This window comes from Pseudoalteromonas sp. Hal040, assembly GCF_037162425.1.
Classification (GTDB): Bacteria; Pseudomonadota; Gammaproteobacteria; order Enterobacterales; family Alteromonadaceae; genus Pseudoalteromonas; species Pseudoalteromonas gelatinilytica.
The window spans coordinates 2,375,435-2,391,393 of record NZ_JARLUU010000001.1 but is presented as its reverse complement, the minus strand read 5'-3'; the positions used below and the strand labels follow the sequence as shown (position 1 = coordinate 2,391,393).

Genomic DNA, 15,959 nt, shown 5'->3' with positions numbered 1-15,959 from the left:
TAAGTGAATCTTAAGATTCAAAGCGTAACCTGATGACGCTAAAGCGGTTTTTACCTAAATGAGTAACATATGAAATTGTTGATTATAGAAGATTCGGTGTCATTAAGACGTAGTCTACGAATTGGCCTTGAGAATCTAGGTTTTACTATTGATGAAACCGGCGATGGCGCTGAAGGGTTGAGTATGGCAATGACAGGTGAGTACGAATTAATCATACTCGACATTATGTTACCCAGTATTGATGGCATTACGTTATTACAAACCATAAGAGCAAAACGGCTCGACGTGCGAGTGCTTATTTTATCTGCCAAGCAAGAACCAGAAGATAGAGTGAAAGGGCTACTCACCGGGGCCGATGATTACCTGACCAAACCATTTTCGTTTGATGAGCTGCATGCAAGGTTATTAAATTTAATGCGTCGCGGCGGCTTGAAAACAATCAGTGATGTGATCCGTATTGATAACTTGGCTTTAAACTTACAATTAAAACTTTTGCAAGTTAACGAGACCGTTATCGATTTAACCCCTAACGAATATAAAATAGTCGAGTGCTTGTTTAGTAATCAAAACAAAGTGATCACAGCTGAAAAGTTAAGTACCTATATTGCTGGGCAATATGACTTAGTTTCAAAAAACTCCATTGAAGCACATTTATCATCGGCGCGTAAAAAGGTGAGGGCAGCAGGTGGCGAGTTACCTATTCAAACTAAGCGTGGTTTTGGTTATATCATTCAAGGAAAATAATGAAATCAATTCGCAGTAAGTTGGTTGTTACTCTTTCGATAGCAATAACAGGGCTTGTATTAAGTATATTATTAGCAACGGACATCGCTGTTGATAGCTGGGTTGATAATGAATTTAATCGAGGCTTACATTCTAAAGCTGGCATGCTGATGACGCTGGTTCATGAAGATGAAGAAGGGTTGGCTTTTAATTTCTCGAGTGAATTTATGCCAGAGTTTGATGGGCAGCTTGAGCCTGAGTATTTTCAGATGTGGACTGAGGAGGGGTGTTTACACGCTCACAAAGCCTTAATTTATTTGCGTTGAAGAACCTTAAGTTTGAAGAGTTAAAATTGGGTGAAACGAAAATAATGAGCACCCAGCTACCGGATGGTCGTGATGGACGAATCATTTATACTCGTTTTCAGCCGCAACTTGACTCGCACTCACATAGGAATTTTTATGATGGAGTGAGTAGACCACATCACAGCACGCTTACTTTGGCCTATGCCGCGTCTTCTGAAGAAGTTGATTTTATTTTGTGGTTAATTGACGTTATTTTTATTGTTACCACAGTGACCGTCATTGTGTTTATTCGGCTTTTTGTACGTAAATCGGTCGACAGTTCTTTAGCGCCACTGAATAAACTAAACCGGGATATTAGCCGGATTAGTATTGCTGATAAAAATGCTGTGATAACAATAAAAGAGCCTGTAAAAGAGCTGCAACCTATTGTTGATAACTTAAATGCCTTTATCCAGGAAAACCGCCAGCTTTATTTTCGCGAAAAACGCTTAACCTCAGATATTGCCCATGAATTAAAAACGCCGATTGCTGAGCTTATTAATATGGCTGAAGTGGCAATTCGGTTTCCAAATGAAAAAGAGTTTGAGGCAGACTTTAAACCTGAAGTGCTAAAAATTAGCCAGCGTTTAAAGAGCATTGTGTCGAACTTATTATTACTGCATAAATACAGTGATGAAGCACTCCCAAAGCAAGATGCATGTGATTTAAACCAGGTTATTTTGCGCACCTTAGAAAAGTGTGATTTAGAGCGGATTAAGTTTGAGTTTCAAGATGATATTCCTGCCATTGTCAGTAACTTATTTGCCCTTGAATCAATTATCACCAACCTTGTAAATAACGCCAAGCAATATAGCCCTGATAAGAGCGTTGTGACTGTATGCACGCTATTGAATAAAGAGGATAAGCTGCAATTCACGGTTACAAATGAATTAAAAGTGCCTTTGACAGAAGAGGATTTGAGCCAGTTATTTGATCCACTCTGGCAAAAAGACAGCGCCAGAACCTCTAATGATAACTTTGGGTTAGGCTTATCTATTGCTAAATCGTTAAGTAAAGCAATTGATGCTGAACTTCAGGTGTCGTTAAGTGGGCAAAACATAACCTTTAGTTTGATTATTTCTTAAGGCTTTGCAGGCGTTTAATATGTGTGCAACACTGAGGTTATCAAAAAGAAATTAATAACAATAAGGAACAACACGATGGGAAAAATTATAGGTATTGCTTTAATCGTTATTGGTGTGGCGCTAGCCGTATGGGGATATAACGTGTATGACTCTGCAAGTGCGCAAATCAGCCGCACGTTTAGTGGTGATACACCAATTGAAGCTTGGCTCGGTATGGTTGGGGGCGCAATTTGCGCAATTGTGGGTATTTTAAAAGTTAAATAACCGCAAACATTGAAATCAATTAGCTAATACCTGATACTGTTTTTATATACAGTGTCGGGTTTGGCTATGAAAACACAATTACCAGCAAAATATTATTTAAGTCACTTCTTTGAGCTTGCTGAATTTATACAATCTCAGTGCAAGCATCTGCTTTTAGAAGCGCAGCAGTTTTTTCTTGAAAAACTCCTTCAGCTGGATGAGCAAAGCTTATGTACTTTGCTGCGTATTTATTCTCGAAAGCCAAAAATCGTCGCGTTGTCATCATTAAATTATGAAGAGATCCCTAATCTGTACGGTGCTATTTTTAAGCTAAAGCAGCAAGGGCTGGTGGCACATCCTAGCAGCGATGAATTAGATCTATTGCTTGAGCATTTAACCAAACCAACCCTGTTAACCTTATTAGCAAATGATGAGTTAATGGCAACTCAACCTGATTACAAAAAGTCAGCCAGTAAACAGCGCTTAACTCAACTGTGTAAAGAGCATATTGATCGCAACCACAGTGAATTAGAGTCGTTGTTTAGCCAGTTCGTGGTCAATAGTCGAAGTCAGTATTATGAATACTTTGAGTTTTTACATAGCGGTCGACTAAGTGGCGGCGATATCAATCATCAAAATCGGTTTGTGATGCGTGATTTAGGAATTGCAAAAGTACGTGGTGATGTCAGTGAGAGCATCTCTCGTTTTCAAACGCTAGCCGAAGCACAAACGCATTATCAATTAAATAAGCTGCGAATGCAGTTCAAAGAAAGCGAGTCACACACAGAGTATCAGAACTTAGCCCAAGCACTTTTAGCCATTAGCTCTGAAGATGAATTAGCTCAGAGTATCAAAAACAAATTACTGATCCGCTTATATAAGCAGCTTAAAGAGCATGACTTAGCATATGCATTTGAATTACTTGAGCACTGTGAAGGCAGCAGTGAAGCGCAAGAGCTAGCAATTCGCCAGCGTTACAAACAAGGTGATAAAAGCTGGGTAGAACAAAAGCTTGAGCAAGTTATTCAAGACCCACTTGATGATGGCATTTTGTATTTTGCGGAGGACTTTTTACAGCGTAAATATAACAAACAACAACGCTCACGCTTAACACAAATGCTCATTGATACAGAGCATCAATTAGAGGTTGATGACATTTACCGTGGCGATGTCGAGCAAGGAGTGTGTGAGCACTATCAACAGCTTGGCAATACGGTATTTTTTACTGAAAATAATCTTTGGTTGAGTCTTTTTACCTTAACGTTCTGGCAAGAACTCTTTATAGAGACGCCGCATCCGCCGTGTAATGAATTTGATCTATATCCAAAGGTGTTGCTGGCTGATTGTTTTTACACAGTGCAACAAACACAAATTGAACAAAAGCTTGCAAAATTCACTAGCAATGAAGCCTTATATAAATATGTTTGCAAAAACGCAGGGCAGTTTTATGAAGCCCCTAACGCTGTGTTTGTGTGGCACAGCGAAATTTTAGAGCCGCTAGAGGTATTAATAAAACACAGCCCGCTTGAAAATTTAAAAGCGCATTTACTACAAATGACAAAAACCTTTAAGCAGCTCAAAGATGGCTACCCAGACTTGATGGTGCTTAAAGAGGATAAGCTTACCTTTGAGGAAGTAAAAGCCCCTGGCGACAAACTAAGACGCAATCAACTCGTCAGTATTGAGGTGTTAAAACAACATGGCTTTGCAGTGAATATCGTTGCGGTAAATTGGTTTAATGATCCGAATCGAATTTACAGTGTGGTGGATATAGAAACCACCGGCGGTGTTCAAGGTAACAATAAAATTACCGAAATTGCGGTTGTGCAGTTACAAGCAGGCGAAGTAATCAACCAATGGGCGAGTTTAATCAATCCTGAGCGTAGTATTCCTACCTTTATTACCAAGTTAACGGGGATAAACGCCGCTATGGTACGTGATGCGCCACGCTTTGAAGAGGTTGCCGATACACTGCGCTCACTATTAAAAGGCAGTGTATTTGTTGCCCATAATGTAAATTTTGATTACGGCTTTATTCGCAAAGAATACAGTGCAATCGGGCAAGGTTTTAAAATGCCAAAGCTCTGTACCGTAGTTGAATCACGTAAGGCATTTCCAAAGCTTAAGTCATATTCGCTCGGTAACTTAGGAGCACATTTTGAATTGAATTTAACGAATCACCATAGAGCATTAGCCGATGCAACTGCTACGGCAGAGCTGTTAAATCTGATTCAACAAACACAATCAAAAAAGGCGAGTTAAACTCGCCTTTTAAACTTAAACTGTCCCATTCTAAATTAGGTTATTCGTATTCGATAGGGTCGGTAACGTTATTTAATGCAAAGGCTTCTAAGCGCTCTTGGCAGGCGCCACATTTACCACAGGCTTTGTCGCGGCCGTTATAACAGGTCCACGTTTGGCTATAATCAAGACCCATTTTTAAACCGTCGGTTAAAATGTCGATTTTGGTATTGTTTAAGTATGGGCTGAAAATCTCAACAGCGTCGTAATTGGCAATACGGCAAACATCATCCATCTTTTGTACGAACTCAGGACGACAGTCTGGATAAATTGCATGATCGCCTGAATGGGCACCGTAATAAACTTTACTAGCTTTTAAAGACACCGCATAACCCACAGCCAGTGAGAGTAGAATCATGTTGCGGTTAGGCACAATTGTGCTCTTCATGCTTTCTTCTTCGTAGTGACCTTCTGGCACATCGATATCATCAGTCAGTGATGAACCACCAATGAGTTGGTTGATTGCTGAAATATCAACAATCTTATGAGAAACACCTAACTTTTCACATACTTGAGCGGCTACTTTAAGCTCTTTAACATGACGCTGGCCGTAGTCGAAAGACAGGGCATACACTTCGTGGCCTTGTTGCAGGGCTTTATTTAATACGGTAAATGAGTCCATACCGCCGGAATAAATCACAACTACTTTTTGCGTCATATCTGTTTTGCTCTTACTTTTGATAGAGGTTTACTTCAGGGCGCGATATACTACACGGCCCGGGCCTAAATAACAATTTTTGCGCGTGTTTTTGGTTTTTTGATGGTATGTATTTTATACCGTTGTGTCGTAAGTGAGATGTCTTTTGTACAAAATTAACGAAGTGTTTGAAACAATTCAAGGTGAAGCAAGTTTTACGGGTACACCTTCAATCTTTTTACGGTTACAAGGCTGCCCTGTGGGTTGTGCTTGGTGTGATACAAAACAAACATGGGACGTTGATAATGTATATAAAGTGTCACTTGATGAGACGGTAGAGAAAAAAGCAGACTCAGATCATTGGGCGGAAGCAACTGCGGAGCAAGTGTTAGCGCTATTTAAAGAACGTGGCTACAACGCAAAGCATGTAGTGATCACCGGTGGTGAGCCTTGCATGTACGACCTAAATCCAGTGTGCGAGCTACTACACGCAAATGGCTACTCAACTCAAATTGAAACCAGCGGCACATTTGAAATTTTAGTCCCAGAGCAGACATGGGTCACTGTATCACCAAAAATTAATATGCGTGGTGGCTACAACGTTTTACGTAGTGCTATGCAGCGTGCTGATGAAATTAAGCACCCTGTTGCAATGCAAAAGCATGTGGAAGAGCTCGAAGATTTATTCTTAAAAACAGGTGTGAATCCACGTTTAGTGTATCTACAACCAATTAGTCAAAAGACCTCAGCAACCAAACTTGCCATTGAAACCTGTATTGCAAAGAACTGGCGTTTATCGGTTCAAGTACACAAATATTTAGGAATTAGCTAGTTTATCTGGCTAGTTCTTAGTATCAATTTTTTACTTTTAACACTCTGATTGCTCGGGCGATGAAAGTGCCCGATAAAATACCGTAAAAAGCGGCAAGTGATAACACGAGAGCGGCATTCGCAAAAAGCTCTGGCTTAATGCTTGTTAATACACCTACCACATATTTAGTAAAGAAGATAGCCATGATGAATATCATTGGCCACCAACTGCCAGGTACTTTGAAAGACGCGCTTTGGGCTTGATAACTTGCTGATGAAGCAGAAAACAGCAATAAACCAATGATCGTACTGCTCAAAACGCCAGCTAGCCAGAGCAACATAATCGTTAAGCTATAACCAAAGCTTGAAGTCGCACCAAAAAATGATAAAGCAAGCATGCCCAGCGGCAGTATCAATAATGTGGACTGCTTTACATGGCGCTCGCGAGTTTGTTGCCAACCAACAAAAATAAGGCCAACAAACAGACCATAAACCCAAAGTGGTGTGTGAGTTAAAATTTCAATAATCATTTTACATCCTTGTTTTTATTATTTTTAGGAAGTTATTTAGTCGTGTCGTTTAAAGCGCGACGCGTGTTCCTATTTTATCTGCTATTTATAAAAGTTTGTCAATTGAGTCAGTAGCCTTTAAAACAAAAAAGCGTTGCACCATGGCAACGCTTTTTTACTATGTTCTCGTAACTCCATCCTAACCAACAAAGAAAGTTGATCCAGTGCAAGAAAAAATTCCAAGAAAAAATAATACTAATCTCAATATTTTGTTTTCAGGCACAGGAGTGATCTCCTGACCTGTGTGAGGGGCATATATGCTTTTATTAAGAATAAAAGCATATATATATCTATAAAAGTATATAAAGAAGCCTAGGCATATTAACAATTTTTCAATTGGCTCGAAACCGATAACAAAGATCACTCCTAATGAGAACCAAATAACACCCAATAAAATAACTAACTTTTCTTTTAATAGCATAGTTAACGCTCTCTTTTTCGGTAAGCCCTATACTTTGTGCTCTTGAAGGCACTACTTAAAGCTCCTAGTTAGGTAACTTTTAGATGAAAAATATCTAAATTTATTCCTGTTTTACTGCTATTTATATAAGTATGTCAATTGAGTCAGTGGCCTTAAAAACAAAAAAGCGTTGCACCATGGCAACGCTTTTTTACTATGTTCTCGTAACTCGTAACTCGTAACTCGTAACTATCAATTCTGCACTAAATAGTCCAACACCACCTGATGATGGTCTTTGGTTTTAAACTTATCAAACACATGTTTGATTTTGCCGTCTTGGCCTACAAGGAAGCTAATACGATGAATTCCCTCGTATTCTTTGCCCATAAACTTCTTGTAACCCCAAATACCAAAGGCATCAGCAATCGCGTGATCTTCGTCGGCTAATAAATCAAAGTTAAGCTCTTTTTTGGTTTCAAAATTCTTTAAACGCTTGATTGGATCTGGGCTGATACCCACAACACGCGTATTTAATTTAGCAAGCTCAGCTTTTTCATCACGTAAGTTCTCTGCTTGTACAGTACAACCTGGTGTTGACGCTTTAGGGTAGAAATAAACCAGTACTTGCTGCTCTTTTAAAAGTTCAGCGAGTACAATAGTCTCGTCATTTTGATTTTGTAAGCTAAAAGCAGGGGCCGTATCGCCTGCCTGTAATGGATTAATTGTTTTCATGCTTTGCTCCTTAGCGAATGCGTCTGAAAATATAATCTACGTTCAAACTACGAGAAAGATCTTCAAAGCTCACTTTAAAGTTATCAATATCGACTTCAACAGGAATATTAAACTCGAGTTCACAGCGCATTTTAAGCTCGTCATCTTCATCGTAGGTGTCTGACTTAAGAGAACAAATACTAATGTGGTTATCAGCAAAAAAGCGCGTAACTTTACTTAATGTTCCAGGTGTATCAATACCTGTGTATTCGAGGGTGTAGCCGGCACAAAATTCACATGCAACATGGCTTGCAGTGCGTTTCATCATGGTTAAAAGACCAAGTTCCATACCTTTAGTTGGCAGTGTGTGTTCTATGCGGCTAATAGCCGACATGTCACCTGCTAATAGCATGATAAAGGTAAATTCGTTGCCCAAAATAGCAATGCGACTGTCAATTATATTGCAATGGCAATCACTCACTAACTGAGTCAATTCGCTAACGATACCGGGTCTATCTTCGCCAATCGCAGTGAGCACTATCTGGTGATTTGTAAAAGCAGTCATGGAATTTTAAATACCTAGTAATTAACAATACCAATGGATATAAGCTTGAATAAGCTTTGATTTCACGTGAGTTTAATAACGCACGGCGGCGAAGTTTAACATAATTCGCACCGTTAACGATAGCGGCGATTAATTAAGCCGTGAATAAAGTACGCTCTTTCTTGTTTTTAGGGGCATCAGAAAGTACCATAGTTAAAATTTTGCAAGGCGATAAGCATTCAAACACGTTACGCTAGCCCAATCTATTCGGGTTTTTTGCATAAAAACAATAAATGTAAAGTTAAAAGTGATTTTACAGTGAACCAAATCGGCATTACCCACTCATACATTTGTTAAAAAAATTAAGGGTTTGCTAAGGAGAAATATCTGTGCAGTATTGGATCTCAAAGGCGCTTGCTGTAAGCGTAATGGTAAGTTTAACTGGGTGCGGTGTATTCACCGATGAAGCGCACCACAAACGTAATTATCGTGCTAATGATGCGGTGAAAGCACCAGCAGGGTTAGCGCAACCAGCTCAAGATCCAACTTATAAAATGGATGTTGCGCAATACGACAACAATCCTGAAGCTAAAAACTATCGTCCGCCAGCGCAAGTGATTACTATTGCTCAAGGTACTTGGGTTGAAGAAGGTGACACAGAAGCGCGCGTTTATTTTGATAAAAACGATGGTATAGAAGATTTAGATGTCTTTATCTGGGACTCTATCAAAGCCGTTTTAGCTGAAAAAAATACCGCCGCTTTAAAAGAAGACAAAGCCTCAAATTCAATTGAAACAGGTTGGTATGCCATTATTAAACCTGAAGAAGGTTGGTTCTGGGAAACCGAAACGGAAGTATCTCAACAGCGCTTCATCTTCACAATTGAAGAAAAGTCACATCAACGTACAGCCTCATTAACGTCTAAGCTTGCTGATTATAAGAGCGATTCTGTACCGCTAACGCCGCTACTTCAACAACAGCTAGAAGTACGCGCATTAAATCAAGTGATTGCAGAGTTTGATTACCGTTATCGTCAGCTTGAAGTTGAAATGCGCAAACAACAAGGCATTATTTCTTTAGAAATGGGCTTTGATAACAAAGGTAATGCAGCACTGGTTACTGAGCAAGATTACAACATGGTGTTTGATCGTTTCTCTGGTTTCTTAGAGCGTCTATCTTTCACTATTGTAGAAATTGACCAAGAACGTGGTTTGATCACGGCTGATTACAAAAAGCCTGAGTCAAGCGTATGGGATTCAATTTGGGGCGAAGAGTTAGCTGAGCTGCCAATTGAAGATGGCCAATACCAAATTCTTGTTAGCCGCACCAATGATGGCGGTACAAGTTTAACGTGGATGGACTCTGAAGGTTCGACATTAGAGCCTGGTACAATGAATGACCTCCAGCAAGCATTAGAAAATGCACTGCGTCAGCGCGGTATCAATATTTAATAATTAAAAAAGTTAAAACCACCACAAAAAGAGCTTAGCCGCTCTTTTTGTGGTTTTTACAGGTTGAAAATATGTCTAACTTAAACACAGCAAATCGCAGTGACTTGCGAACCTTGTTTACCTTTTTCGTTCCTTCACTTATAGGTGTCTTCTTGTTTATGACGCCGGTACCCATAGGTGAAGCAATGACCATTCCAATTGCTGTTATGGCAAAAGCAGTACAGGAGTGGATTGCCCCATTCGCATTGGGTTTGATCACCAGTATTGTCTGCATCACCGGTATTTTATCTTTAGTGATAAAGCTATTTAAGCCACAACCATTACTTAAGTTCTTTATAATTAAGCATTTATTTGATGTTAGTTGGCTTTGGCTGAGTGTTCGATTACTGGGCATGGTATTTATCGTTCTGACCTACACAAAGCAAGGGCCAGAAATGATTATTTCCGGTAATACGGGGGCGTTGGTACTCAACGACTTACTGCCAGTATTATTCTCTGTATTTATTTTAGCGGGATTACTATTACCGTTATTACTAAATTTCGGCTTGTTAGAATTAGTCGGTACCTTATTAACTAAAGTGATGCGTCCGCTTTTTGGTGTGCCAGGCCGCAGTGCGGTTAACTGTGTGGCATCATGGTTAGGCGATGGCAGTGTGGGTATTTTGATGACCGCTCGCCAGTATGAAGATAAACATTATACGCAACGAGAAGCGGCTATTATTGGTACCACATTCTCTGCTGTATCAATCACTTTTTGTTTAGTTGTTATAGGCCAAGTAAAGCTTGAGCACCTTTTCGCACCTTTCTATTTAACTGTGTGTTTAGCGGGTTTAGCAGCCGCATTAATTGTGCCTCGTTTACCTCCACTGCGCTTCAAAAAAGACCTCTATGTAGATGGTACAGAGCCTGATAAAGATGCTGAGTCAGTGCCTGAGGGTAAAACATTGGTTGCCCATTCACTTGATGTTGCATTGGCTAAAGCGCGCACTGCACCTGGGGTAGGCGGCACACTAAAAGAAGGCTTACATAACGCATTTGATATGGTATTTGCAGTATTACCTGTGGTTATGGCTGTGGGCACGTTTGCTTTGATCATTGCTGAATATACGCCAATTTTTGAGTATATGGGCAAACCATTTGTACCATTCTTAGAGTTATTACAAGTTCCAGAAGCTGAGGCTGCTGCGCAAACAATTATGGTCGGCTTTGCTGATATGTTTATTCCGTCAATTCTTGCAGCGGGTAGCATCGAAAGTGATGTGACGCGCTTTATTATTGCTGCTATGAGCGTGACGCAGTTGATTTATATGTCAGAAGTAGGTGCATTGCTTTTAGGTAGCAAAATTCCGGTGAATATTGTTGAGTTGTTTTTAATCTTTATTTTAAGAACCTTAGTGACATTACCGGTGATTGTCTTAATGGCACATTGGTTAGTGTAAGATAAATTTTAACTTACAACGAAAAAGCCCTGATCATTCATCAGGGCTTTTTTTATCTTTTTCATCATCTGTTTTTGGTAGTTTGAAATCCATTTTCGCCGCATGTTTTAGCAGCAATAAATTGCCAATAACCACCCCAAATACAACAACAATGACCGCAATAATTTGCCATGTTTCCATTTTTAAATCCTGCAGTTATACATGGCTTTCATAGTAGCACTTAAAACCGTCTAGCATAAGACAAAGAAATGAAATCAAGGCCGGGATTAGGGCTTTTAAAGCCAGCATTAGAGTAATGTAAATATCTTAGCGCTAACGTAGAGCCACTCCCTAAGTCAGCAACTAAACCCAACCTATCTTCAAACTGATAGTGAGTACTGACATTTTTGCCGGCAAAATGGGTGTCATCTAACAGGGAAACGCCAATTCCAAACTCCACATACACAGGCATGTTTTTCACGTTAAATACAGGGTATTGGATCACTGGAGACATGGCTAACACTACATTGGTTTGATGTTTGTTATGTTTACCATATTCCCAAATATTAAAGCTTGATTCGAAGTAAAGACGGGCGTGTTGCAAGGGCAACATTTCATTGGGTATATGATATTGATAAGCCAATTTTAAACCTTTTACATCACCTTCTCCTTGAATGTAATCAATGGCATAACCATGATTTGAAGCGGCATAAATGGGTGCTGCTAAGAGTGCTGCTGCACTTAACATAAGTGCTTTTAATGGGCGTTTTAGTTTCATCTCGGTACTTCTCATTATGACTGTGAGCAAGTAGATAAGGGCGGGGGTAAGAACTTTTCAATGTGCGTAAATACACAGAAGCTGTGCACATTCTCATATTTTTTAGCAATTAACTGAAAACTATGGGGAAAATTGATTGGTGCTTAATTGGCATTAAAACGGTGTCGGATTGTTTCTTTTTTTATGGATTTATTATCGGTATATTAGCGAAAATTTTCGTTAAGAGGTGAATACGATGACCAAACTAGTTAACTCATTTTTGCTAATTGCAGCTCTTTTTACTGCATCTACTTTTGCAAGCGAAGACAGTTCGCCAAAGCAATTATTAGAGTCAGTCACAGCAGATTTATTTGTTGATATTGCAAATGTGAATGCGAAAGGTGATGCAAGTTCAGAAGCGATGGCAAGCATTGTTGAAAAACGCTTATTGCCACACATGGACATTAAGTTTGTATCGTATAAGCTTTTAGGTAAGCACATTAAGGGCTTACGTCGTGAGCAAGCTGTTGATTTTATAGCAGCAGTTGAGCATTACTTAACTGTCACTTACGCTGGCGCGCTGATGAAATACACAGGCCAAAAAGTTATTTTTGATCAATCACAACTCATCGACGACGGTTATGCAACCGTTAAAACGCAAATTGTTGATGACAATGCGCCAGCCATTGATTTGCACTTTAAATTACGTCAAGGCAAAGATAAGCAGTGGAAAGTATACGATATCGTTGCTGAAGGCATCTCACTGTTAAGCGCGAAGCAAAAAGAAGTTTTACAGCGCATCAGCCAAGTTGGCATTGATGAAGTAACACACGAATTAGCAAGTAAGTAAGTTAGTCCAAATGCTCGATTAACTTCACCTCATCGGGCATTTTAGCTACTTTCAGTCTCCAACCAAGCAGTGAGTACCGTCCATGTGCCGCTGCTTTTCTATTTTCTTTAAAAATCACCTACTTTGCGCTAGCACCTGTAACCCTCTGTGGTAGAATCATGCTACTTTTCTTGTTTACCAAAGTATCTGTTCAGATACTGTGTTATTGGTAGCAATATTAAGCAAACTGTCAGTTAAATTTTGCTATAACTAATTGCTTAATAAGACATCGAATAATGTGCAGCGGAGTTGTGTTTTTTTAATGGAAAATGTACTGATTTGGCCAAAGGAATACCCGTTACTGATCAAAGGATTAGCTGAGCAAAACGGGGCCTATATTTTAGATGCTTTAGAAGCTTGGCCGGCATGTCGTTCTACTAATGAAGATGACGGTGTGTGTACGACGGTTCTTCCGCCGATTTATTATCTTACTTGGTTGACTCCTCTTGAACCGTTTGAAGAGTGCTATTTCCAACATATTTCTGAGTTTGATGAAGCGGCGTTGCATTATATTAATGCTATGAAAACGCATTTTTTAGAAAACGACTACACACCAGAAAGTCTTGTTTTGATGTTGTGCCAGCGCTTAGAGAAATACGCCAGCGCATTCGCTCAATCGGCCGTTAAAACACCTATTACACTCATCCATCAGTTATTTAATCGTCGCTATTTTACTGTGATTGAACATGTTCTTAATCACGGTGCAAAAATGTCTGCGGACGATGTTTTAGAGCTGTGGACCGAAGTTGATTTTAGAGATCGTTTTAGTGGTTTTATCCCTGACTCTGTGGCTGATCTTGAACCACTAACAGTACTAGCGGCCGAAAAAGTTGCCCATGGTGAAGATTACTTTACCTTGTTGAAACTGGTGTCTCCAGATGTTGATTCTGCCTCGTTACTTGAACAAGCTTTACTTGCTCATTTAAGTCACGAAAATGCTAAACAAACCATGGCAAAACGTTTTATTGAGCAAGGTGCAACCGGTGCATTAGCTGACGAAAACGGTAAAACAGCCTTTATGTGGGCGACCGAAAAAGGCTATGTGAATGTTGTTGAGACTATACTTGAGCATCAAGACAAAAAAGCCCGAGACAACAAAGGAAATACAGCATTACATTACGCTGTCTTAGCCGAGAATGGACCTTTACTCGTGTTGCTTTTGAAAGCGGGTTATGACTTTAGAGTGCGTAACAACGACGGTTTAAGTTGCTACCGATTAGCAGTAAGCATTAAAGCAGATAACTTAGTGAAGTGCCTTGAGCATGACTTCGGCATTAAAGAGCTTTCGCCAGAAGGGCAGTTTGATCGCGTTAAAAAAGTGCACTTACTACACGCGATTGTAACCTTGTTATTACCTGTGCAGTTGTTCTTCTTTTTTGATGACAGTATTGCCATTAAAAGCGAATTAACGCTGAGCTTTACGCTGGTTTCGATTTTATGCTTTTTCTTTGCTACAAGCTTGAAACGCTGTGCACTTTACCCGCATATCCGTCATCCATGGGGGCTGTTTATATTAAGACTGTTCTCATTATTTAGCTTAATTGGCCAAGTGGGGCTAGCAAGTATTGTCGCGCTAGCCACCTTAGCTGAGTTGGTGTGATGACATAAAAGCTATATAAAGTGACATAAAAAAACGGCAACCTAGGTTGCCGTTTTTGTTTCATTTTTGCAAAACAAACGTGTTTATTTGTCGTGCTCATGTGCCGCTTTTTCTTCAGCCAGCTCTTCTTTTAATTTACGTATCTTAAGGCCAAGTTCTTGTCCACGATGGCGTGCATAATAGGTGCAGCCAATAAACATCAGACTGGCAAAAGTTAACTCAAGTAATACCCAAATCAGCTGCTCTTGAGCGACCCATAGTAATGTAAAACCATGGATGAAATAGAACATCACGATAAAGTTCGCCCACGCATAGGTATAAGGTTTATCTTGAATGATGCCCTTAAGTGGTAACAGCAGAGGCAGTATATAAACAACAAAGATAAAGGCGTTACTGTGGCCTTCTCTTGGGGCAATTAAAAACAGCCAAATTGGCATTAAAACTAATAAGCCGATATAGCCAATCAGCGCAAAACGTTGGAATCGTTTTGTAATTGGTTTTTTTGCAACAGGCTGATTTAGCTCAGGTTCCAAGCTCATTTTAATTTACTCGCAATTAGTGCCAAGCGTTTTCCAACGCTTTGGCAAATTTTAATTTCGTCTTTACTTAATACATTGCTGTTATTGCTACCGGCCACATGAGTTGCACCGTATGGCGTACCGCCGGTTTCAGTTGCAAGTAATTCAGGCACCTCATAAGGCACACCTAGCAACATCATGCCGTGATGTAACAGTGGTAATGATAGATTCAACAAGGTGGCTTCGTTACCACCATGCATACTGCTTGATGACGAAAAAACACAAGCAGGTTTATCTATCAGCTGACCTTTCAGCCATAGATCACTGGTGGTTTCCCAAAAGGTTTTTGCTTGTGAGGCCATCATGCCAAATCGCGTAGGGGTGCCAAAGGCTAAGCCATCACAATTAATAAGATCATCTTTGCTGATCACAATATCGTGTGGCTGTCGCTTTACAAATGTGCGCAGCAAGGCTGTAGCACCTTGTTGCTCAATCGACTCGGCTATCTCATGCGCCATAGCTTCTACAGAGCCATGGCTTGAGTGATATAGCACAACAATGTTTATAGCCATTAAAGTACGCTTAATACGTTTTCTGGCGGACGACCAAGGGCTGCTTTGCCATTGTGCTCAACAATAGGGCGCTCGATGAGTTTAGGGTTTGCAACCATCGCTGCAATTAACTTGTCTTCGTTTTGTTCGTTCTTAAGTTCAAGTTCTTTGTAGATGTCTTCTTTCGTGCGCATTAATTCACGGGCAGAGGTAAAGCCAAGTTGGCTAATTAAAGTCGCAATTTGCTGTTCATTAAGCGGAGTTTTTAGGTATTCAACAACACTTGGTTGTACGTTATTGCTTTCTAATAGCGCAAGTGTTTCACGCGATTTTGAACAACGTGGATTATGATAAATAGTCACAGACATGGTGTGTTCTCACATTTAATAATTTGGCTTATTTTAGGGC

19 protein-coding genes are annotated in these 15,959 nt (G+C 39.9%); 10 read left to right on the top strand and 9 right to left on the bottom strand.

From position 1 onward, the window contains the following. Positions 1 to 69 precede the first annotated feature (69 nt). From P4S60_RS11070 to P4S60_RS11050, 5 genes are all read left to right on the top strand, one after another. Positions 70 to 744: a response regulator transcription factor gene (locus tag P4S60_RS11070; protein ID WP_337115992.1), complete on the top strand. Its 675-nt coding sequence runs from the start codon at positions 70 to 72 to the stop codon at positions 742 to 744. Then, entirely contained in the window at positions 744 to 1,049 is a 306-nt protein-coding gene (locus P4S60_RS11065; protein ID WP_337115991.1) for a hypothetical protein, read from the top strand. Before P4S60_RS11070 ends, P4S60_RS11065 begins: the two co-directional genes overlap by 1 nt. A 44-nt stretch (positions 1,050 to 1,093) precedes the next feature. Beyond that, positions 1,094 to 2,152, top strand: coding sequence for a sensor histidine kinase (locus P4S60_RS11060; RefSeq protein WP_337115990.1), 1,059 nt, complete (start codon positions 1,094 to 1,096; stop codon positions 2,150 to 2,152). A gap of 75 nt (positions 2,153 to 2,227) precedes the next feature. Next, positions 2,228 to 2,416, top strand: a complete 189-nt coding sequence (locus tag P4S60_RS11055; protein WP_054553751.1) for a DUF3185 family protein — start codon at positions 2,228 to 2,230, stop codon at positions 2,414 to 2,416. Between the two features lie 66 nt (positions 2,417 to 2,482). Next, entirely contained in the window at positions 2,483 to 4,657 is a 2,175-nt protein-coding gene (locus P4S60_RS11050; protein WP_337115989.1) for an exonuclease domain-containing protein, read from the top strand. Positions 4,658 to 4,697: 40 nt separating this feature from the next. Here P4S60_RS11050 and queC read toward each other — a convergent pair whose 3' ends face one another. Then, positions 4,698 to 5,378, bottom strand: coding sequence for a 7-cyano-7-deazaguanine synthase QueC (gene queC, locus P4S60_RS11045; RefSeq protein ID WP_267894589.1), 681 nt, complete (start codon positions 5,376 to 5,378; stop codon positions 4,698 to 4,700). 121 nt (positions 5,379 to 5,499) lie between these two features. Between queC and queE the strand changes: the two genes are divergently transcribed. Next, entirely contained in the window at positions 5,500 to 6,165 is a 666-nt protein-coding gene (gene queE / locus P4S60_RS11040) for a 7-carboxy-7-deazaguanine synthase QueE (protein WP_063706915.1), read from the top strand. Positions 6,166 to 6,187: 22 nt separating this feature from the next. Here the strand turns inward: queE and P4S60_RS11035 are convergent, their stop codons facing one another. The 3 genes from P4S60_RS11035 to P4S60_RS11025 all read right to left on the bottom strand — a co-directional run bounded on the left by P4S60_RS11035 (position 6,188) and on the right by P4S60_RS11025 (position 8,388). Beyond that, positions 6,188 to 6,673 (bottom strand): DUF6622 family protein, encoded by a 486-nt coding sequence (locus P4S60_RS11035; protein ID WP_337115988.1) that lies wholly within the window; start codon positions 6,671 to 6,673, stop codon positions 6,188 to 6,190. 691 nt (positions 6,674 to 7,364) lie between these two features. Further along, a complete protein-coding gene (bcp, locus tag P4S60_RS11030) occupies positions 7,365 to 7,844 on the bottom strand; it encodes a thioredoxin-dependent thiol peroxidase (RefSeq protein WP_337115987.1) in 480 nt (159 codons plus the stop codon). A gap of 10 nt (positions 7,845 to 7,854) precedes the next feature. Continuing rightward, positions 7,855 to 8,388: a glycine cleavage system protein R gene (locus P4S60_RS11025; RefSeq protein WP_063706926.1), complete on the bottom strand. Its 534-nt coding sequence runs from the start codon at positions 8,386 to 8,388 to the stop codon at positions 7,855 to 7,857. A 368-nt stretch (positions 8,389 to 8,756) separates the two neighbouring features. Between P4S60_RS11025 and bamC the strand changes: the two genes are divergently transcribed. Beyond that, positions 8,757 to 9,818: an outer membrane protein assembly factor BamC gene (bamC, locus tag P4S60_RS11020; protein WP_063706928.1), complete on the top strand. Its 1,062-nt coding sequence runs from the start codon at positions 8,757 to 8,759 to the stop codon at positions 9,816 to 9,818. 71 nt (positions 9,819 to 9,889) lie between these two features. Beyond that, positions 9,890 to 11,257: a YjiH family protein gene (locus P4S60_RS11015; RefSeq protein WP_105175177.1), complete on the top strand. Its 1,368-nt coding sequence runs from the start codon at positions 9,890 to 9,892 to the stop codon at positions 11,255 to 11,257. Positions 11,258 to 11,290: 33 nt separating this feature from the next. Here P4S60_RS11015 and P4S60_RS11010 read toward each other — a convergent pair whose 3' ends face one another. Further along, positions 11,291 to 11,437, bottom strand: coding sequence for a DUF2897 family protein (locus tag P4S60_RS11010; protein ID WP_105175176.1), 147 nt, complete (start codon positions 11,435 to 11,437; stop codon positions 11,291 to 11,293). A gap of 40 nt (positions 11,438 to 11,477) precedes the next feature. After that, positions 11,478 to 12,014: an acyloxyacyl hydrolase gene (locus tag P4S60_RS11005; protein WP_105175175.1), complete on the bottom strand. Its 537-nt coding sequence runs from the start codon at positions 12,012 to 12,014 to the stop codon at positions 11,478 to 11,480. Between the two features lie 235 nt (positions 12,015 to 12,249). Here P4S60_RS11005 and P4S60_RS11000 point away from each other — a divergent pair, with 235 nt between their 5' ends. After that, positions 12,250 to 12,843 carry an MlaC/ttg2D family ABC transporter substrate-binding protein gene (locus P4S60_RS11000; protein ID WP_063706935.1) on the top strand — a complete coding sequence of 198 codons (594 nt, stop codon included), beginning with the start codon at positions 12,250 to 12,252 and terminating at the stop codon, positions 12,841 to 12,843. Positions 12,844 to 13,144: 301 nt separating this feature from the next. Beyond that, positions 13,145 to 14,482 carry an ankyrin repeat domain-containing protein gene (locus P4S60_RS10995; RefSeq protein ID WP_337115986.1) on the top strand — a complete coding sequence of 446 codons (1,338 nt, stop codon included), beginning with the start codon at positions 13,145 to 13,147 and terminating at the stop codon, positions 14,480 to 14,482. A gap of 83 nt (positions 14,483 to 14,565) precedes the next feature. On the opposite strand, the gene P4S60_RS10990 is transcribed toward P4S60_RS10995, so the two are convergent. The 3 genes from P4S60_RS10990 to arsC are packed head-to-tail and all read right to left on the bottom strand — an operon-like array spanning position 14,566 to position 15,919. Beyond that, the gene (locus tag P4S60_RS10990) at positions 14,566 to 15,021 is read right to left on the bottom strand and encodes a DUF2069 domain-containing protein (RefSeq protein ID WP_062566939.1); all 456 of its coding nucleotides are present in this window, start codon (positions 15,019 to 15,021) and stop codon (positions 14,566 to 14,568) included. Further along, complete coding sequence (gene wrbA / locus P4S60_RS10985) at positions 15,018 to 15,572, bottom strand: NAD(P)H:quinone oxidoreductase (protein ID WP_337115985.1); 555 nt, start codon at positions 15,570 to 15,572, stop codon at positions 15,018 to 15,020. Before wrbA ends, P4S60_RS10990 begins: the two co-directional genes overlap by 4 nt. Beyond that, positions 15,572 to 15,919: an arsenate reductase (glutaredoxin) gene (gene arsC / locus P4S60_RS10980; protein ID WP_119853368.1), complete on the bottom strand. Its 348-nt coding sequence runs from the start codon at positions 15,917 to 15,919 to the stop codon at positions 15,572 to 15,574. The genes wrbA and arsC overlap by 1 nt, the downstream gene beginning before the upstream one ends. Positions 15,920 to 15,959: the final 40 nt, after the last annotated feature.